Annotated in this window: 20 protein-coding genes; 12 read left to right on the forward strand and 8 right to left on the reverse strand. The window is 47.0% G+C overall.

Features of this window, described 5'->3' with window-relative positions:
• Positions 1-125: 125 nt before the first annotated feature.
• From minC to minE, 3 genes are all read left to right on the forward strand, one after another.
• Positions 126-815 carry a septum site-determining protein MinC gene (minC, locus tag B076_RS0105840; RefSeq protein WP_051347202.1) on the forward strand — a complete coding sequence of 230 codons (690 nt, stop codon included), beginning with the start codon at positions 126-128 and terminating at the stop codon, positions 813-815.
• A gap of 114 nt (positions 816-929) precedes the next feature.
• Positions 930-1,742: a septum site-determining protein MinD gene (minD, locus tag B076_RS0105845; protein WP_028486494.1), complete on the forward strand. Its 813-nt coding sequence runs from the start codon at positions 930-932 to the stop codon at positions 1,740-1,742.
• Between the two features lie 13 nt (positions 1,743-1,755).
• A complete protein-coding gene (gene minE / locus B076_RS0105850; protein ID WP_028486495.1) occupies positions 1,756-2,013 on the forward strand; it encodes a cell division topological specificity factor MinE in 258 nt (85 codons plus the stop codon).
• Positions 2,014-2,249: 236 nt separating this feature from the next.
• Here minE and B076_RS0105855 read toward each other — a convergent pair whose 3' ends face one another.
• From B076_RS0105855 to B076_RS12230, 4 genes are all read right to left on the reverse strand, one after another.
• Positions 2,250-2,585 carry a hypothetical protein gene (locus B076_RS0105855; protein ID WP_028486496.1) on the reverse strand — a complete coding sequence of 112 codons (336 nt, stop codon included), beginning with the start codon at positions 2,583-2,585 and terminating at the stop codon, positions 2,250-2,252.
• Positions 2,549-3,703, reverse strand: a complete 1,155-nt coding sequence (locus B076_RS0105860; protein WP_038150824.1) for a GNAT family N-acetyltransferase — start codon at positions 3,701-3,703, stop codon at positions 2,549-2,551. Before B076_RS0105860 ends, B076_RS0105855 begins: the two co-directional genes overlap by 37 nt.
• A 17-nt stretch (positions 3,704-3,720) precedes the next feature.
• The gene (locus tag B076_RS13005; protein WP_051347203.1) at positions 3,721-5,565 is read right to left on the reverse strand and encodes a cyclic nucleotide-binding domain-containing protein; all 1,845 of its coding nucleotides are present in this window, start codon (positions 5,563-5,565) and stop codon (positions 3,721-3,723) included.
• 150 nt (positions 5,566-5,715) lie between these two features.
• Positions 5,716-6,165 carry a hypothetical protein gene (locus tag B076_RS12230; protein WP_051347204.1) on the reverse strand — a complete coding sequence of 150 codons (450 nt, stop codon included), beginning with the start codon at positions 6,163-6,165 and terminating at the stop codon, positions 5,716-5,718.
• Positions 6,166-6,312: 147 nt separating this feature from the next.
• Between B076_RS12230 and B076_RS0105880 the strand changes: the two genes are divergently transcribed.
• The 4 genes from B076_RS0105880 to B076_RS0105895 all read left to right on the forward strand — a co-directional run bounded on the left by B076_RS0105880 (position 6,313) and on the right by B076_RS0105895 (position 9,571).
• Positions 6,313-7,404 (forward strand): DNA alkylation repair protein, encoded by a 1,092-nt coding sequence (locus B076_RS0105880; protein ID WP_028486498.1) that lies wholly within the window; start codon positions 6,313-6,315, stop codon positions 7,402-7,404.
• Between the two features lie 59 nt (positions 7,405-7,463).
• Positions 7,464-8,144, forward strand: a complete 681-nt coding sequence (locus tag B076_RS0105885; protein ID WP_028486499.1) for a TIGR01621 family pseudouridine synthase — start codon at positions 7,464-7,466, stop codon at positions 8,142-8,144.
• Between the two features lie 44 nt (positions 8,145-8,188).
• Entirely contained in the window at positions 8,189-8,635 is a 447-nt protein-coding gene (locus tag B076_RS0105890) for a YcgN family cysteine cluster protein (RefSeq protein WP_038150444.1), read from the forward strand.
• Between the two features lie 162 nt (positions 8,636-8,797).
• Complete coding sequence (locus B076_RS0105895; RefSeq protein ID WP_028486501.1) at positions 8,798-9,571, forward strand: hypothetical protein; 774 nt, start codon at positions 8,798-8,800, stop codon at positions 9,569-9,571.
• Between the two features lie 191 nt (positions 9,572-9,762).
• On the opposite strand, the gene B076_RS0105900 is transcribed toward B076_RS0105895, so the two are convergent.
• Complete coding sequence (locus B076_RS0105900) at positions 9,763-10,242, reverse strand: FKBP-type peptidyl-prolyl cis-trans isomerase (protein ID WP_028486502.1); 480 nt, start codon at positions 10,240-10,242, stop codon at positions 9,763-9,765.
• 309 nt (positions 10,243-10,551) lie between these two features.
• Between B076_RS0105900 and B076_RS0105905 the strand changes: the two genes are divergently transcribed.
• On the forward strand, positions 10,552-10,974 hold the full coding sequence (locus tag B076_RS0105905) for a CopD family protein (protein ID WP_028486503.1): 423 nt from the start codon (positions 10,552-10,554) through the stop codon (positions 10,972-10,974).
• Positions 10,975-10,993: 19 nt separating this feature from the next.
• Positions 10,994-12,067: a sialidase family protein gene (locus tag B076_RS0105910; RefSeq protein ID WP_028486504.1), complete on the forward strand. Its 1,074-nt coding sequence runs from the start codon at positions 10,994-10,996 to the stop codon at positions 12,065-12,067.
• Positions 12,068-12,200: 133 nt separating this feature from the next.
• Here the strand turns inward: B076_RS0105910 and B076_RS0105915 are convergent, their stop codons facing one another.
• Together B076_RS0105915 and B076_RS0105920 are read right to left on the reverse strand one after the other, a co-directional pair.
• Positions 12,201-12,869 carry a rhodanese-like domain-containing protein gene (locus B076_RS0105915; protein WP_028486505.1) on the reverse strand — a complete coding sequence of 223 codons (669 nt, stop codon included), beginning with the start codon at positions 12,867-12,869 and terminating at the stop codon, positions 12,201-12,203.
• A 184-nt stretch (positions 12,870-13,053) separates the two neighbouring features.
• Entirely contained in the window at positions 13,054-13,590 is a 537-nt protein-coding gene (locus B076_RS0105920; protein ID WP_028486506.1) for a hypothetical protein, read from the reverse strand.
• A 380-nt stretch (positions 13,591-13,970) separates the two neighbouring features.
• Here B076_RS0105920 and B076_RS0105925 point away from each other — a divergent pair, with 380 nt between their 5' ends.
• Genes B076_RS0105925 through B076_RS0105935 form a run of 3 tightly spaced genes read left to right on the forward strand, consistent with a single transcriptional unit; the run spans position 13,971 to position 16,375 of the window.
• Complete coding sequence (locus tag B076_RS0105925) at positions 13,971-14,402, forward strand: ATP-dependent zinc protease family protein (protein ID WP_028486507.1); 432 nt, start codon at positions 13,971-13,973, stop codon at positions 14,400-14,402.
• Entirely contained in the window at positions 14,399-15,310 is a 912-nt protein-coding gene (rimK, locus tag B076_RS0105930) for a 30S ribosomal protein S6--L-glutamate ligase (RefSeq protein WP_028486508.1), read from the forward strand. The genes B076_RS0105925 and rimK overlap by 4 nt, the downstream gene beginning before the upstream one ends.
• Positions 15,311-16,375 carry a succinylglutamate desuccinylase/aspartoacylase family protein gene (locus tag B076_RS0105935; protein WP_028486509.1) on the forward strand — a complete coding sequence of 355 codons (1,065 nt, stop codon included), beginning with the start codon at positions 15,311-15,313 and terminating at the stop codon, positions 16,373-16,375.
• Positions 16,376-16,518: 143 nt separating this feature from the next.
• Here the strand turns inward: B076_RS0105935 and B076_RS0105940 are convergent, their stop codons facing one another.
• Positions 16,519-17,256 (reverse strand): glucosaminidase domain-containing protein, encoded by a 738-nt coding sequence (locus B076_RS0105940; RefSeq protein WP_028486510.1) that lies wholly within the window; start codon positions 17,254-17,256, stop codon positions 16,519-16,521.
• Positions 17,257-17,351: the final 95 nt, after the last annotated feature.

A 17,351-nucleotide genomic window follows, 5' to 3' on the forward strand; every position in this document is an offset into this window, starting at 1 on the left:
CTTGGTTTTCATATGCTTTTTCCATGCTCGGAAAATCTATCTGAAAGACTGAATTGACAGGGCTGGAGCGCTCTAGTAGACTGCTTTCGCTACCCTCGTATATTCCAGAGAACCAAAATAATATTATGAATAAAGTCATTGACCTTAAAGGGTCTATTCTTTCGTTGACGGTGTTAAAACTGTTCAGCAACGATATCGAACAAACCAAACAGGCATTAGAGCAAAAGGTCAGTCAAGCGCCCGATTTTTTTGTAGGCATTCCCGTGGTGTTGGAACCCGAAGTCGGCAATTTGGATCCCACTTTTTTGGCGTTATTGGTTGAGTTGTTGCATCAGAAACAGATGATTCCGATCGGCATTCGTACCGAGGATGAATCCATCAAAGAGCAAGCCAATTATGCAGGCCTGGCGGTTTTCAGTGGAGAGGCTAAAGTCAAAAAACGTCCAAAACCTGAAAAAAGCGATCAAAAAGAAAATTGTAGCGGCCTGAAGAGCGCTATGGTCATCAACCATGCGGTGCGTTCCGGCCAGCAAGTTTACGCCAAAGACCGTGATCTGATTGTCATGGGATCGGTCAATCCGGGAGCGGAGATTATCGCAGACGGCAATGTGCATGTGTACGGCACCGTGCGCGGCAAGGTCTTTGCCGGTTCGCAGGGGGAAACGTCGGCCCGCATCTTTGCACAGAAAATCGATGCGGAACTGGTCTGCATTGCCGGACTCTATCAGTTGTCGGAAGACATTTTGCCGGAATACAAACAAGGCTTTGTCGAAGTGTCGTTATTGAACGAACAATTAAATTTTAAACCACTATAATTAGCATTATTATCCATTTAAGTTGAATCCACGGTATGTTGATTCGTGTATCGGGTTTTAATAACAATTTGAAATATATAAACCATCTCACTGCTAGATGATAAAGGAGTCAGAGTGTCTCGTGTAGTCGTAGTGACCTCCGGTAAGGGAGGCGTGGGTAAAACCACCACAAGTGCAAGTTTTTCAACCGGTTTGGCTTTAAAAGGCTATAAAGTGGCGGTTATCGATTTTGACGTGGGCTTGCGTAACCTGGACTTGATCATGGGCTGTGAACGCCGTGTTGTCTATGATTTTGTGAATGTCGTTCAGGGCGAAGCCTCTTTGCAACAGGCCTTGATCAAGGACAAGCGGGTACCTAATCTTTTTATTTTGGCAGCTTCGCAAACCCGTGATAAAGATGCGTTGACGCTGGAAGGCGTTGAAAAAGTCATTGAAGACCTTAAGGAAGCCGGATTTGATTACATTATCTGTGATTCCCCGGCAGGCATCGAAAAGGGCGCGCAACTGGCGCTGTATTTTGCCGATGAAGCCCTGATAGTCACCAATCCGGAAGTCTCTTCGGTGCGAGATTCCGACCGTATTTTGGGGATTTTACAGGCCAAGTCCAAGCGTGCCGAAAAAGGCGAAGCCCCAATTGTAGAGCATTTGGTATTGACGCGTTACAACCCTAACCGAGTTGAAACCGGTGAGATGCTGTCAGTTGAAGATGTGATTGATCTATTGAGTGTGCCTTTATTGGGTGCGATTCCAGAGTCAGAAGATGTATTAAACGCATCAAACGCCGGTGCGCCGGTTGTGCTGGATGAAAACTCTGCGGCTGCGCAAGCCTATGCGGATGTGGTGGACCGTTTTCTGGGTGAGGAAGTGGAGCATCGTTTTCTGACGGTCGAGAAAAAAGGCCTGTTTAAAAAGCTGTTTGGCAAGTAATAAGGAGTAAAGAATGGCATTACTCGATTATCTTATTGGACAAAGAAGAAAGAAATCGGCGACGGTGGCTAAAGATCGATTGCAGATTCTGCTGGCGCATGAACGTTCGGAACGCAATACGCCGGATTATCTGCCTAAAATGCGTGAAGAAATCCTGGCGGTCATCGCCAAATATGTCGATATCGATCAGGAAAAACTGCAGATTTCAGTGGATGAAGCAGATGGCTTTGAGGTATTGGAATTGAATCTGGTGTTGCCGGAAAATTCCTGATCCTTTTCTGAATCGTCAGTTTAAATCTACAATTAAAGGGGCTTGATCATTTGATCAGCCCCTTTTTTGTTTCTGGCAATTGATTTTGGGTAACGGGGTAAAACCTTTAAGAGCACAAGGGCCAAGTGTTTTTAATCTTTTCAATCTGAGCAGGCCTGCTGGTTTTACTAAAATAAATCATACGGTTAGCTTAGGGAATCCTTGATTAAATAAGAGGTTCCTTAGCTAAGGTCGGTTCAGCTCGGCACTTCCATACCCCTTTGAAAAACCTCGTTCGCTTGCTTAATGAAATGAGCGTTTAAAATAGTGCACTGTTTGAGCCGCAGGCGAGTTTGCACTATTAAGCGAATGAATTTAGCAAGTTTCGAGGATTTGAGCAGGGTTTGTTTTTTGGTTACTTTTTTGCCAAACCGCAAAAAGTAACGTTCCCAGCATAAGCCATAAAAATAAACGCCACTTGATAAGTTCAATCTGAGCAGGCCCGCGGTTTTACCAAAATAAATAAAACGGTTAGCTTTGTTTAGCTCAGGTTGGTTCAGGTTTGCGATTTGTAAGGGCTGTGCAGCTGGCACTCCTGATAATACTCGTCAATAGCCTGTTTTTCGGCTTTTAGAAAGTGGGCCATGCCTTCCGGAAAAGGGTTGTTGGCCAGCCAGTGCGCCGACCGGGTTTTAACGGGTATGAAACCACGCGCAATTTTATGTTCGCCGCCGGCTCCGGGTTCAAAGCGTTGCAGACCCTGTGCAATGGCGTATTCAATGCCCTGATAATAACAGGCTTCAAAATGCAGGTTTTTGACCTCTTGAATGCACCCCCAGTGGCGTCCGTAAAGAACGGAATCACTGCGATACATCAAAGCGCCGGCGATGCATTGGCCATGGGTATCATCCGCCAAAACCAACAGGGTTTGATCGGGTAACGCCTCTGCCACTTCCTTGAAAAACCCTTTATTCAGAGTCGGCGTACTCCATTTTTCGGTAAAGGTTTTGTAGTAAAAATGGCTGAAATACTCCCAGTCTTCATCCGTGGCGTTGTGGCCGTCCAAGATTCTGATGCGGATTCCCGATTTTTCCAGACTGCTGCGTTCCTGACGGATGTTTTTGCGTTTTTTAGCGGTCAACAAGGCCAGAAAATCATCGAAATTTGCGTAGTTGTGATTGAACCAGTGAAAGTGGCAGTCGTGGCGGGTAAGGATGTCTGACTGGCGAGATAACCAGGCCTGTTCATTGTGGTTGGCGAACAGACAGTGCCATCCGCTGAATCCCTGATCCAAAGCATATTGCTTGAGTTGTTGAAGCATGAAGGCCTGAATGGCTTCCGCTGAATCCTGATGTGGGTGAATTAACATCCTGGGGCCGGTCACTGGACTGTAGGGCACTGCGCTGACCAATTTCGGATAGTAAGGCAAGCCGACTTTTTCCCAAGCCTCTGCCCAGCTGTGGTCAAAGACAAATTCGCCATAATTATTGTGTTTCTCATATAAAGGCAGGGCGGCGATCAATTGGCCATCTTGGCGCAGCGTCATATGATGCGGTATCCAACCGAACCGAGGGCTGACGCAGCGGTGAGTTTCCAAGGCCTGAAGAAACTCATGACGCACAAACGGATTGTTATCGCTGACCAGGGCATTCCATTCAGAAGCCGGAATCGACTGCATGTTGGTATGAAATTCAACTTGATAATCAGTCATGGCTGACTCTCCTGACATCAGTGTGTGACATCGAATGCCTTGAACATAATGGCACTGATGAATCCCATCAGGGTGACAAAGCCAATGATGGAACCGCCTTTGTAGTAGGCTTCGGGCAACATGGTTTCAGCAATGACGGTCAGCATGGCCCCCGCAGCGATACCGCCAATCAGGGCAAACATCGAAGGGGAAGCGCCTTCCAATAAGATGCTGCCCAGTCCGGCACCCAATCCTGTCATCAACATCAGTAGCGTCCAGGCTAACAGTACCTGCTTGAAAGGGATGCCTTGTTCACGCATGCTGGCGGAGCTGGAAAGCGCTTCCGGGTAATTGGACAAAAACAGTCCGGCAATCAAACTCATGCTGATCATGTGACCATCGGTAACATGAGAGCCGATCATTAACGACTCTGGAATTCCATCCAGAAAGATACCCAGCCAGATGGCAGTATAAGCGACCTTGTGGTGATTGAGGTGGTCTGAAAACTGGGCCAAGGAGGGCAACTGTCCGGGAAGCAGGTGTTTGACTGAACGGTTGACCCATTGCTGCGCGCGGTTTTCTGGCAGTTTTTGTTCTTGAATCAGGTATTGATGAATATTGTCTGTTTTGAGATAGGATTTGAGTTTGGCATGCAGGGGATCGACTTGTGCAAGCAGTTCGATAAAGTCGTTTTTTTCAAGCACCCAGAATCCAACGTCTGTTTTGGCGATGGCGGTGGTGGCATGCTGTCCACCAACGACAAAGGCCATGACCCCAAAAAAATCTCCGCTTTGAATGTCCTCATATTCGTCGTGTTTGACTTTGGGGTCAATCAACTCGACCTTTCCTGAATCAAGCAAGTAGAGCCGGTCTGCCTCACTGTGATTGCTGAAAATTGCCTGTCCGGCTTTGAGGGTTCGGTATTTAAGTTTGCTGGCCAGTTGATTGCGTGCCAGCTCGTTGCAATCCTCGAAGAGTCCGAAGCGGTGGGTGTCCTGCAGGCGGCTCAGTGCCATGGCGACAAGATTACGTGGTTCACGCGTATCGGGTAGACGTTGCTCGGTTCGGATCAGACGAAGAATTAATTCCAGGTGGGCTTTGATTTCACTTGAATTCATATGCTGACGTTTTTCAAGATAATGGCGCAATTCGAGATTGTTTTGCAAGTAGTCGATTAGCACATCGGGGAGTACCTGGGTCGATTTGATTAAATCATTGAACGCTTTGCGGCTCATTTTCCATAGGGTTACATCGGTTTTGGCTTGTGCCAGGGTGGCATTAGGCAGACTGGTAAAAAAAGCCATTCGTCCAAATGCGTCTGCTTCATCCAGTTCGTAAAAGGTTTTCAGGTCGTGGTTGGGATCACGCAGCTTGACTTGGCCTTTTTGGATAATGTAAAACTGGTTTTGAATATCACCGTGATGGTGGATGATTTGGTTGGACTTAAAGTGAACCACTTCAAATTTTTGCAACAGTTGCTGGCGTTCACTTTGCGGAATGGCTTGAAAAAACGGCAGACGATTCAATGATTGAGTCAGCTGAAGCCCACGTTTTTTCTGGTGGCTTCGAAAAAATTGGATTGTGGTGGCGGTCTTACGCAAAAAACCGCCTTTTTCATTGAGTTGTTTATTGAGCAACAAGTAAAAAAGGCTGCCTGTCATGGCACCAAGCGAGACTTCAAGCAACAATCCGCTTTCAATCGCGGGAGCAAACAAATCAATGGTGACGGCTGACAGCAAGGCTCCGGCACCAAATGCCATGAGCCAGGCGATGGCCTTTTCGCCGGGGCGCCAAAATAGGGTGGTCAGCGTGCCCAAAGGCAGAGATAAGGCACTGATAATGCCTATGAAAAATGCAAAATAAACGACGCTGTCCAATGACACGAATCTTGATTCCCGAGAGTTTGGATTGATAACTATCGTATTATAGTGGCTTGAATGGCAGGAATAAGCAAAGAATTCCACCAAAAACCGACAGGCCTGTCTATTTTAGTGGAATTCCGGTTTTACCGTAAATTTTGAGTCCCGTGGTTTTTAATGACGGGTTGAATCGTCGAACAACGATGGTTGTCCCATCAGCAGTTCGAACTCCTGTGGATTCAAACAATTCAATTGCTTAGTGCGCTGTTTTGCAAGTGATTCTGGGGTTTCAAACGACAGGGAGTCAATGCTGGTGTGCTGGTTGAGCGTGTCTACAAAGCCCTTCAAGGCGTTAATCACTTCTCCGTTCAGGTCTTGCTCGCTGTGATCCGAAATCATGCCGTGCAATTGATTCACCCAGTTGAGCTGGGTCGTTCGAACCCGTTCAAGGTGCGCTTTAAGTTGTCCTGTGCGAAGGGCGTCAGGATAAGCCCGGGTTAGATTTTTGATATCGCGAATGATCATTTCGGCGATTTGGATGCTTTGATCTGATTTGTTGTCCAGGCGCTCATCGATGAACTCCAGACAGGTTTGTAGGTTTTGCTGTGTCGATGTAATGGCCATAATTCACTCCTTTAGCGGATGGTTAAAGCTGTCATAATTTTGACGGTTTGGTGGATTGAAACTAAGCTTTTTCAGGCATACATCAAAGGTTGTGCCAAAAGCACCAAATTACTTGTTTTCGTTTATTTTTTTGAGGTGAATTAAAAGATGGCTAAGGCCTTAAAATCGGTTTTTAACGTCCAAAGCATTGATGAACTGAGTCGGCAGCTGGCTCAAACGTCGCCCGGTTTCAATCAATCGCTTTTTGTAGAGCGCGTGTTTCAACCGGAGTGGGATGATTTGTCGCTGTTGCAACGCATCGCCCATGTCAGTGAATCTGTACATGAGGTTTTGAATTTGCCTTATGTGAAAGCGTTACCCATATTGAAGCGGGTTGCCCCTCATTTTTGCGGAATTTTTCACTGGGTGTTTCCCGACTATGTGGCCCGTTATGGCTTGAGTCATTATGAATGTTCCATGCAGGCACTGGCAGAATTCACCCGTTTCAGCACTTCGGAATATGCGATTAGGGTTTTTCTGCATGCGAAGCCACAACCGACCTTGGAGCAAATGATAGGGTGGTGTTCAAGTGACGATGCTCATCTGAGGCGCTTGGCGAGTGAAGGCGTCAGGCCACGTTTGCCATGGGCCAAACACCTACCTTGGATTGCCGATCGACCGGAAATTGTTTTGCCTATCATCGAGGCCTTGAAGTCTGATGAGAGTGCCTATGTGCGTAAAAGTGTCGCTAATTTGTTGAACGACTTATCCAAGCAACAGCCGGATTGGGTGTTGGCGTTATGCACTCAATGGCACCATGAAGGCGAGTCTTTGAGCAAACAGACTGAATGGATTATTAGACACGGTCTGCGAACCTTATTAAAAAAGGGTGATTCTCAAGCCCTGTCGTTACTGGGCTATAAACGTCCCCACCCGCTCATGGTAAAAAGCTGGCAATGCGATTCCCGCGTCAAGCGAGGTCAGCGCCTGCATTTTTTTGTGGAGATGCAATCTTTTGACAGCACTCTGGGCAAAATGCGCTTAGAATACGCCCTGACGTTCAAACGCAAACATTTGCAGGGCTATCGCAAGGTGTTTAAACTCGCCGAGGGCGATTATCGACAAAGCTGCAAAAAATTTAACAAACAGCACAGCTTTGAGAAAATCACGACGCGATCTTATTATCCGGGTACGCACGCGATTGAGCTACTGGTCAATGGCGTGATGTTGGCCGCCAGTGAATTTGAATTAATCGACTAACCGACTTGTCTCAATCTGGCAGGTGAATTTAATTAAGAGTTAATCAGGAATAAAAGAGTGTGCTGATCCCCGTCGTTTTTCAAAACAGTGATTTCGTGGTCATAGATAAACCAGCCGATGTCAGTGTGCATTCTGAAGAATCGGCAGGCCTGGTGGTGCAGCTTAAACAGCAGTTGAATGCGCCCAATCTCTATCCGGTGCACCGGCTTGACAAGATGACTTCGGGTTTGATGGTGTTTGCCTTGAATAAACCAACCGCTCAGGCTTTTCAGAAGGCGTTTGAAAATCATGAAGTAGAAAAATTTTACTTGGCGATCTCCGACCAAAAACCCAAAAAGAAACAGGGTTGGGTGAAAGGGGACATGCTAACGGCCCGCAGAGGCAGTTGGAAATTGGCGAAAACTATGCAAAACCCAGCAAGAACCCAGTTTATCAGCACTTTGCTGCAGTCTTCGGAACGCTTGTTTCTGCTCAAACCGCTGACCGGGAAAACCCATCAGATTCGAGTGGCCATGAAAAGTCTTTCGGCACCAATTTGTGGAGACATAAGGTACGCGTTTGCCGATTTGGCCAAACTTGAGGATCGAGGCTATTTGCATGCCTATGCAATGCGTTTTGAACTGTTTTCCCGAAGTTATGAGTTTGTGTCTCTACCAAACACAGGAAAACGATTTGTCACTGAAGATTGCAAACGGGCTCTACAGGCCTGGTCAAAACCTTGGGAATGTTTTAATTCTTAACGACAACTCTATAATGAATGATCGTAACTTTAAAGAAGGTGATTATGTCAACGAAAGCTGAGAATCCGTTCTGGGAAACCAAGACACTGGATGACATGACCCAGTCCGAGTGGGAGTCGTTATGCGACGGCTGCGGTTTATGCTGTTTGAATAAACTGCAGGATGAGGACACCGATGAGATTGTCTATACGCGTGTGGTGTGCCGTTATTCCGACATCAATACGGCGCAATGTACCGACTATGCCAACCGTTCCGTCAATGTGCCCAGTTGCGTGCAGTTGACCAGAGAGCGGGTAGCCGAATTCGACTGGTTACCGGACAGCTGTGCCTATCGCTTAATTTATCGCGGGCAGCCGCTTCCAGAATGGCATCCTTTGGTTTCAGGGCAGGCCGGTTCCGTCAAGGCTGCGGGCGTTGGCATCACCGCAATCCCGGTGGTTGTGGATACGGGTGATTTGGATTTGGAAGAGTTTCTGATGGAAAAACCCTAAGAGGGCTGAATCATACCTTCTCGGCATGGCTATTTCGATTTTCTGAAGTCCAAATGTGGTCAGTGCCTGGCCATCGCAAACGTTGTCATAAAAATTCCAACCCATCCGCCTTCGTATCTCTTATACTGAATTTTGTTATCAATCATGAGTAGGGATACACAAATGAAAGAGTCTACCTGGCTCAACTTACCCAGCCTCTCTTTGGCGGTCAAATCACTGTTTACCGGTTATATCCTGGTCGTCGGTCTCGGCTTGATGATGGCGGGCGGGCAAATCATGCTGACCCATGGCATGGCTGACGGCAAATTTGGCTTGTCGGTCGACGATATCGTTTACAGCTATTATGGCAATCGGGAAGGCTCGAAACTGGAAAGTAAACTGCATGGTTCCATGAAGGATAAAGCCACACCTGAAGAGAATTTGACGATGATCAAGTGGGCACGTTCCGGCGCGCCGGAGGCCGAGTGGAAACCTAGCATCAAGCCGATTATCGAGGCTAAATGCGCCATGTGTCATGCACACATGCCGGCATTGCCGGATGTGAGCGACTTCAAACAGATGCAAGCCATTGCTGCCGTGGATCACGGAGCGGAAATCGATTCCTTGACTCGTGTCTCGCACATCCATCTGTTCGGTATTTCTTTCATTTTCTTTTTTATCGGTTTGATTTTCTCGATGGCAGTCGGTTTTAAACCCTGGGTCAAAGCCACGTTGATTTTCATCCCGTTTGCGTTCCTGATTTTGGACATCGCTTCCTGGTGGCTGACCAAATGGAATCCAGGGTTTGCGTATTTGGTGATAATTGGCGGATTTGGTTACAGTCTGGCGGCGGCGGTGATGTTGTTCACGTCGCTTTATCAGATGTGGATCATGCCTTGGAAGGGGCGCGGTTCGGATGAAAACACTTGGCAAGATGAACCACAATCAAAAAGTTAAGGGATACGGTCTATACACTATAAACGCAAAACCATGCAGGGGTCGACTCCCGAAAGGAATGCTCAAAAGTGGTGATTTATCCTATGGTTAGGGTTTGCTTTAAAACAGAAAGTTGATGAGGGCTTGAAAAGGAAGGATAAAAAAAGGGCGCTGATGATAGCGCCCTTTATTTGGATGCTTAGGGAATCCGCTTAGTGCTGATGACCGCCTTCACCGTGAGCATGTCCGTGTTCCATCTCTTCTTCAGTCGCATCACGCAGTCCCACGACTTCAACGTCAAACGTCAAGGCCATGCCGGCCAATGGGTGGTTGCCGTCAACCGTGACCTGATCACCGTCGATGGCCGTGATTTCAACCGAATGCATGCCTTGTTCGGATTGCGCCTGAAAACGCATGCCGACTTCCAGATTATCGACTCCTTGGAACATGCTGTTAGGCACGGTTTGTACCAATGCGTCAACGCGTTCACCATAAGCGGCTTCGGCAGGAATGGTGGTGGTGAATTTGTCGCCTACGGCTTTGCCTTCCAACTCGTTTTCCAAACCAGGAATCAAATTTCCGTGGCCGTGAAGATAGGCCAAAGGGTTGCCGTTTGAAGCGTCAAGCGTCTCGCCGGCTTCGTTCGTCAGAGTGTATTCGATCAAGCCGACTTTATCGTTTTTGATTGTCATGATTTATTCCTAGTTTGAGAGTTTTAATTCATTTCAAAACGGTTATCATACAGAGTCCGTTTATAAACTGCGAACTTTTAGAGAGTTTTGCACGAGTAGAACGCACAGGAAAAATAGACGTAAGTACCCCTTGAGGGTAGAAAATTTAGCTGATTGAGGCGGAAAACGCAGCTAATAGCTGGTTATTAGCCAGTTGTCGCCCAACGGAAGTGCCCTTGGGGTACAACAAAAATCAGGTGAATTTTGGCCATTTTTACTCGTGTATCTATCTCGTGCAAAGCTCTCTTTTAGATTGATTGGAGAATATTTATGCTTTGGTTAAAAACGTTTCACATTCTGTTCATGATGTCCTGGATGGCGGGGATTTTCTATCTGCCGAGAATTTTTGTGCATTTTGTGGAAGGCAAGGAGGCCGGGCAAGATGTGGCGCGTTTGGCGATCATGGCCAAAAAACTATATGGCTTTATGACCATTATGATGATGTTGGCGATTGGTACCGGCATCTGGTTATGGTTGGCCTATTTCCCGCTTGCGGCAGGCATGGGCTGGTTGCACGCCAAAATTGTGTTTGTGGTTTTGCTATTGGTTTACCACCTTTGGACCAAACGACGCATGAAGGAAATGCAGGAAGGGCATCTGGATCATAGCGGAGTCTATTACCGTTGGGCTAACGAGATTCCTCTGTTACTGGCAACCGTGATTCTGATTCTGGTGGTCGTCAAACCTTTTTAATCCCCCAGCAGGCTAGCCGATGATTCGTCACGATTCAATTCGACTTGGATTTAAATTGGCGCCCAAAACAGAGGCGCCAGTTTACCTGCAAGATCACACACGTGTATTGGATTTTGAAGTCTTGGGGCCTTTTGTGCGCAACCATTGCGGACAAATTGTCGGTGTACATCAAAACCATGCTTATCTTTCCGATGACGAGGGCCAAAACTGGCAGGCCTGTCCAATTTTCGATTCCGAAGCCTTTTCCTTTGACGATTCGCGTTCTTTAATCTGCTTGAGTTCCGGTGTTATGATTCTCTCTTTTTGCAATACCGCAAATCGCCACTTTAACTGGCGCAGAAAAACCAATCGACCCACTCACAACACTTTTTTGTATCACTGGGTGACCCGCAGTTTTGACGGCGGGCGTACCTGGGAGGCACCGCAAAAAGTCCAACAAGGCTATGCGGCGGCGATGACCACAATGATCGAACTGGGCAGTGGTGAAGTGGTGATGTCGGCGCAGAATCTGGACTACCAAAACGGCCGCCATTATGCCTTGAGTTTTGTCTCTAAGGACGAGGGGGAAAGTTGGCAGGCCAGCAATCGTATCGACATTGGTGGTCAAGGTCACCATGCCGGCTGTTACGAAGGCACTCTGGTAGAGCTTAAGGACGGTCGTGTCTGGTATTGTATCCGCACCAATCTAGACTGGTTCTGGCATGCCTTTTCGAATGACGGGGGGAGGAGCTGGATCCATATGGAGCCAGGCCTGCCGGCTTCCAGTTCACCGGCGATGTTGACGCGCCTGCACTCTGGACGACTTATGCTGACTTACAATGCACTTTACAAACAGGGCGAGACTCAGGCACCGAGAAGATCGGGACTTTTCTCAGAAGTCGCCGCTTCCTGGCAGAGAGAAGAGCTTTCGGTTCGTTTTTCTGATAATGACGGCGAAAGCTGGTCCCAGCCTGTTGTGGTGGCCGCTTGCAAAGGTGCCTGGTTATCCTACCCCCTTGTGTTTGAAGTAGAGCCCGGAAGGATTTGGTTGACCACGCTACAGAGCGAATTGAAAATCGAGTTGCTTGAGCAGGATTTAATCGGAAGCGAGTAACTGGAGATAAATAACATAAAGTCAGGTCATGTCACTGGACTTGGGTTTTGTTGATGGTCAGGCGGCTGCCTGCTACAGAGATCTTGCCATTAAATTCTCCCCAGGCGGGGAGAATCAATTCTTATTGAGACGTTTACGGCGTGACGGTGGTCAATCCTAAGGCGTTCCAAGCCTGCATGCCTCCCCGATACCAATGGATTTTGTGAGCAGGATAGCCCATGCTGACCAGGGTTTTGATATTGGTGGGCGATTGTCCGCACCAAGGGCCATTGCAAAATAGAACCAACTCCTTCGCGTCGGAAAAATTCCATATCCCATCTTCGGTTTTGGCACCGAACCGATCGGTCAAAATACTTTCAACCACGATGGGTTCAAAGTTTGAGGCCTCTCGATACAATTGCGTCCAAGGAAGGTTGATGGCGCTGGGAATGGTGCCTTTAGCGACCCAATCCGGTGTGCGTGAGTCGATGATTAACAGGTTTTTATCGCCTGCGGCTTTGCGTTTTAAAAATTCCAGCAGTTCGATTTCACCGATGGTGTTGACTCCCGGTAATAGCGTCATCGGTTGTACACAAAAAGGCGGACAGTTTCTTGAGGTGAGGGCGTAGTCCTCAATGATTTTGTTTTCAGCGCTTTGGTTGCGTTGGATGACAACGGGTTTGCCATTGTGCATCACGGTGATGGCGCTGATCTCTGTGGTGATTTTGACCTTGAGATCGGCTTTGGACGTTTCGCTTGACCAGGCTTCTGCAGAGAATAGGATTAAGAAAGCGGTACACGTTAATATGAGTTTATGTGCCATGATTCCCCCTTTATTGAGATCAATTGGGTGATGGATTCAGTTATCATCTTATCAAAATAAAATAGAAAACGATATTTAAAACAATGGCTTACTATTTAACTCCCGTGTGCTTTCTTCTGGCTACAGAAAAGAATACCGCTGAGTACAGGTATAGGTAACTGGTTGCAAGGTTGGGGCGGAAACGTTATTTGGGGAGTTTGATCTCAATTTCAATGTGCTGAACTTCGGTCTCTTCATCGCCTTTCTTGATGTCACTTTTAATGGTCACATCGCCTTTCTGCACGCCAATCATCACCTTATGATCTTGCTCTTCTTTGCCGCCATAGCCATACAGCAATTTATCTTTTGAAGTATTTTCTTGTAAAGGCAATCCCGGCTGTTCTTCTACCCTAACAGGGTCAAGAGTTTGTAAAGGCTTCACTGGTCCAAGTTCGGATGCGGTGTTTTCATCACCCGTTTTAAGCTGGTCGAGTTCGATTTTTAACGGCGCTGGTGCACGATTTTGGTTTGAAGGAGGTGTGGCGAGTGTGGCTTGTTCTTCAGTGGATGGCCGAACCTCTGACTTACTTTTATTAACTTCAGCGTCATTTTTTGTGGCCACAGGCGTTTGTGCGGGGGGCAGGTGTGCATCCCGCTCGGGTTTGCTAGTGATAAAAATGCTAAACAGAACTGCTAAAGTCAAAATCAGCAGGCCTGTAAGAAGGTAGTAGTATGGTTTCATTTAAGTATCTTGTAGGGATTAAGAGGCTTTTGAAAATAACGCTGCAAGCGCTCATAATTTAGTAGGTTTTAACGCTAAAGTATTTTAAACTTCCGCTATGTATAGTTGACTGAATATTTAATCGTTGCACCTTATTTTACAGGCTTTTAATTCGACTGTTTTAAGGTAGTTGCCTAATATTAAATTTAAAGATTAAATTTAAAGTTTCTTAATTGCTTGAACAAACCCAGCCTATTCAAGGGAAGGTCAGGATTTGAACGTGAGTTGTGCATTTTAAATGGCAATGATGACTGAATTCTATCCGTATAAAATTCTAGCTAAGTTTGCACGCACTCATACAAAAGAGTATGTTTGTAATTAAAAGATTAAAAAGGTGTGGCATGTCCGAATTTGTGGGTTGGCGAGAGTGGATTTCATTACCCGAACTGGGAATTGAGAACTTGAAATGCAAGGTGGATACGGGGGCAAAAAATTCCGCTTTGCATGCCTTTTCGGTTGAGACATTCGAAAAAAAGGGGGATTTATGGGTGCGTTTTTCTATTCACACCGATGAAGACGACCTGACGAAGATCCAGACCTGCGAAGCCAAAGTGCGGGCATTTCGTGCGGTGACCGATTCCGGCGGGAACGTTACGGAACGCTATTTTATTCATACCAGAGTCCAGATAGGCGAACATCGTCTAAAAATCCCGGTTTCCTTAACCTGTCGTGACACCATGGCGTTTAAGATGTTACTGGGACGAACCGCCTTGCGTAAAGGCGGATTTATTGTGAATCCACAAAAGTCATTCTTACAAGGAAACCGATTATGAAAATTGCCATTTTGTCCAGAGGTCCGAACCTGTACTCCACAAAACGTCTGGTAGAAGCGGCAAGGTTACGTGGCCATGAAGTTCAGGTTGTCGATGTGTTGCGCTGTTACATGAACATCAACTCAACCAACCCTGAGATTCACTATAAAGGTCAGATTCTTGAGGGCTTTGATGCGGTCATTCCCCGTATCGGCGCATCAGTGACTTTTTACGGTACGGCGGTATTGCGCCAGTTTGAGATGATGAATGTGTTTCCGTTGAATGAGTCGGTGGCGATCACACGTTCACGCGATAAGTTGCGCAGTTTGCAATTGCTGTCAAGAAAAGGGGTGGGGCTTCCGGTGACTGGTTTTGCGCATTCCCCGGACGACGTAGACGATCTTTTGAAAACCGTTGGCGGAGCACCTGTGGTGATCAAACTGCTGGAAGGCACGCAAGGGGTGGGGGTGGTGTTGGCCGAAACCCATTCTGCGGCGACCAGTGTTATACAGGCCTTCAACGGCTTGAAAGCCAATATTTTGGTGCAGGAGTTCATCAAGGAAGCGGGGGGCGCGGATATCCGTTGTTTTGTGGTTGGCGGTAAGGTCATTGCATCAATGAAACGTCAAGGTAAAGAGGGAGAGTTCCGTTCCAATCTGCATCAAGGCGGTTCGGCTAATTTAATCAAAATTTCGGCGGCAGAACGTGCCACAGCGGTTAACGCCGCCAAAATCATGGGATTGAATGTCTGCGGTGTGGATCTGTTGCGCTCCAATCATGGGCCGGTGGTGATGGAGGTCAACTCTTCGCCTGGGCTCGAAGGTATTGAAGGTGCCACCGGCAAGGACATTGCTGGCATGATCATTGACTTTATCGAAAAAAATTCGGACAAGAGGCACAATCGCACCCGCACCCGAGGGCAGGGATAAATGTCAAAGCGCAACCAGTCGATCACCATTGATGGCGTAACCGTACAGCCAGGTGAGCAAAAAACCATCGATTTAAAAGTGGGTAAACTCTATACCCACAGTGAACTGATTATGCCGGTTCAGGTCTGGTGCGGAAGACAAGACGGACCGGTTCTGTTCATCAGTGCCGCCATTCACGGCGATGAGCTTAATGGCGTGGAAATCATTCGTCGTTTGCTCAAGGTGAAGGCGTTACAGCGTCTTAAAGGCACCTTGATCACGGTACCCATTGTCAATTTGCACGGTTTTATCAACCACAGTCGATACCTACCGGATCGCCGGGATTTGAACCGTAGCTTTCCAGGCTCCAGTTCGGGCTCGATAGCCGGGCGCTTGGCTAGTATATTCATGAATGAAATCGTTAAGAAATCGACTCATGGTATCGACCTGCATACGGGTGCAATCAATCGCAGTAATCTGCCGCAGATCCGGGCGAACCTGGATGATGAGAACACGCGTAAGATGGCGGAAGCTTTTGCTGCACCTTTGATGTTGAATTCTAATTTACGCGATGGCTCGCTGCGAGCTGCGGCGGTCAAGAAAGGTATTCCCATTCTGCTATATGAAGCAGGAGAGGCGTTGCGTTTTGATGAGGTTTCGATTCGCGCAGGTGTCAGAGGCATCCTCAATGTCATGCGTTTTTTGGAAATGCTGCCCAAATCGAGAAGAAAAACGGATCGAAAAAGCCAGTCGGTATTGGCACGATCCAGCTTCTGGGTCAGAGCTCCCCACAGCGGTATTTTCAGGTCACTGGTGTGGGATGGCGAGCGGGTGCACGGCAACAAATCCCTGATCGGCGTAATCTCCGACCCGTTCGGAGAGACGGAAGTTGAAGTCTATTCGCCAAACAGTGGAATCGTGATTGGGCAGATGAAAATGCCATTGGTCAACGAAGGAGAGGCGCTGTTCCATATCGCCAAGTTTGCCAGAAGTGATATCGCAGAAGGTAAAGTGGAAGAGTTTCACGAAGAGATGTCCGATGAATCGACTCTGCCCTATCCGTCGGAAGATATTCCTTCGCTCTAAGCGTCTATTGTAAGGTCTCGGTTAGAGAGGTTATTCTGGTTGTTGGTATGATTTTAGACAGGCCTGCTCATTTTAAGCGGGCTGATTTGATGTCCAATAACCTATAGCGATAAAGATTGAATTTTATAATGAATTTCAATAACCTAAGAGTCAAATCTTAAAACCATTTTATCCTTATTCAACAACTTATTGGTGCGAATCATTGAAGCGATGATGTCTACATATTGTTGCTTCAATGCCGAATAGGGTTCTAAACCCTGTACCAGTGCCAGTCCGGTCGGTGCTTTGTTCTGTTTGCGCGATTTAAGGCGCGCATCCCTTAATGATTTAAAAGCAGGATGGTTGTTCAGCATCAGCATATAACTTTTGATGGAAGCCAGTGGCGAATCAAACTTCTTGACCTCGTGATACTTGCCCTGTGGTCTTCTTAAAGGCACCAGCCCACACCCTTTAGTGAAACACCATTGGCCAAAAAAGTTATTGCCTTGAGTGGCAAAGCGTGAAGTTCCCCAAGAGGATTCGTTGGCCGCCTGGGCAAGCGCTAATGACGGGGGAATGATGTCGATTTTCTTCAATAGGGTTTTTTGGGTCTGCAGGGTGATGTTTTTGTATTTGAGGCGATACTTTTTGACAAGCTGTTTGACCTTGTTTTTGTCTCTTTTCGACAAATTATTGAAATCAAGCGATTCCACATAACGACGTTCTTCTAAAATTTCCTGATTGGCGACATGAACGTAGGGCGTCAGATAATCGAAAAACAGCTGTTTTTTCTGTTTAACATCCGCTATTTTGGAGAAATCCGGGGCTGGGTTTTCCGCCTGCAATAGAAACGGAGTGCCCAGTAAAGCCGTTAAAAATACAGCAATCCAAATAATTTTCATAGTAGGGTAAGACTCATGGTCAATAAGGTGGGTATTATAACGGTGGTTCTCTGTGAGACCAATTTAAATCGATTTTCACCATGCTGAAAACCGGC

Source organism: Thiomicrorhabdus chilensis DSM 12352, assembly GCF_000483485.1.
GTDB classification, from domain to species: domain Bacteria; phylum Pseudomonadota; class Gammaproteobacteria; order Thiomicrospirales; family Thiomicrospiraceae; genus Thiomicrorhabdus; species Thiomicrorhabdus chilensis.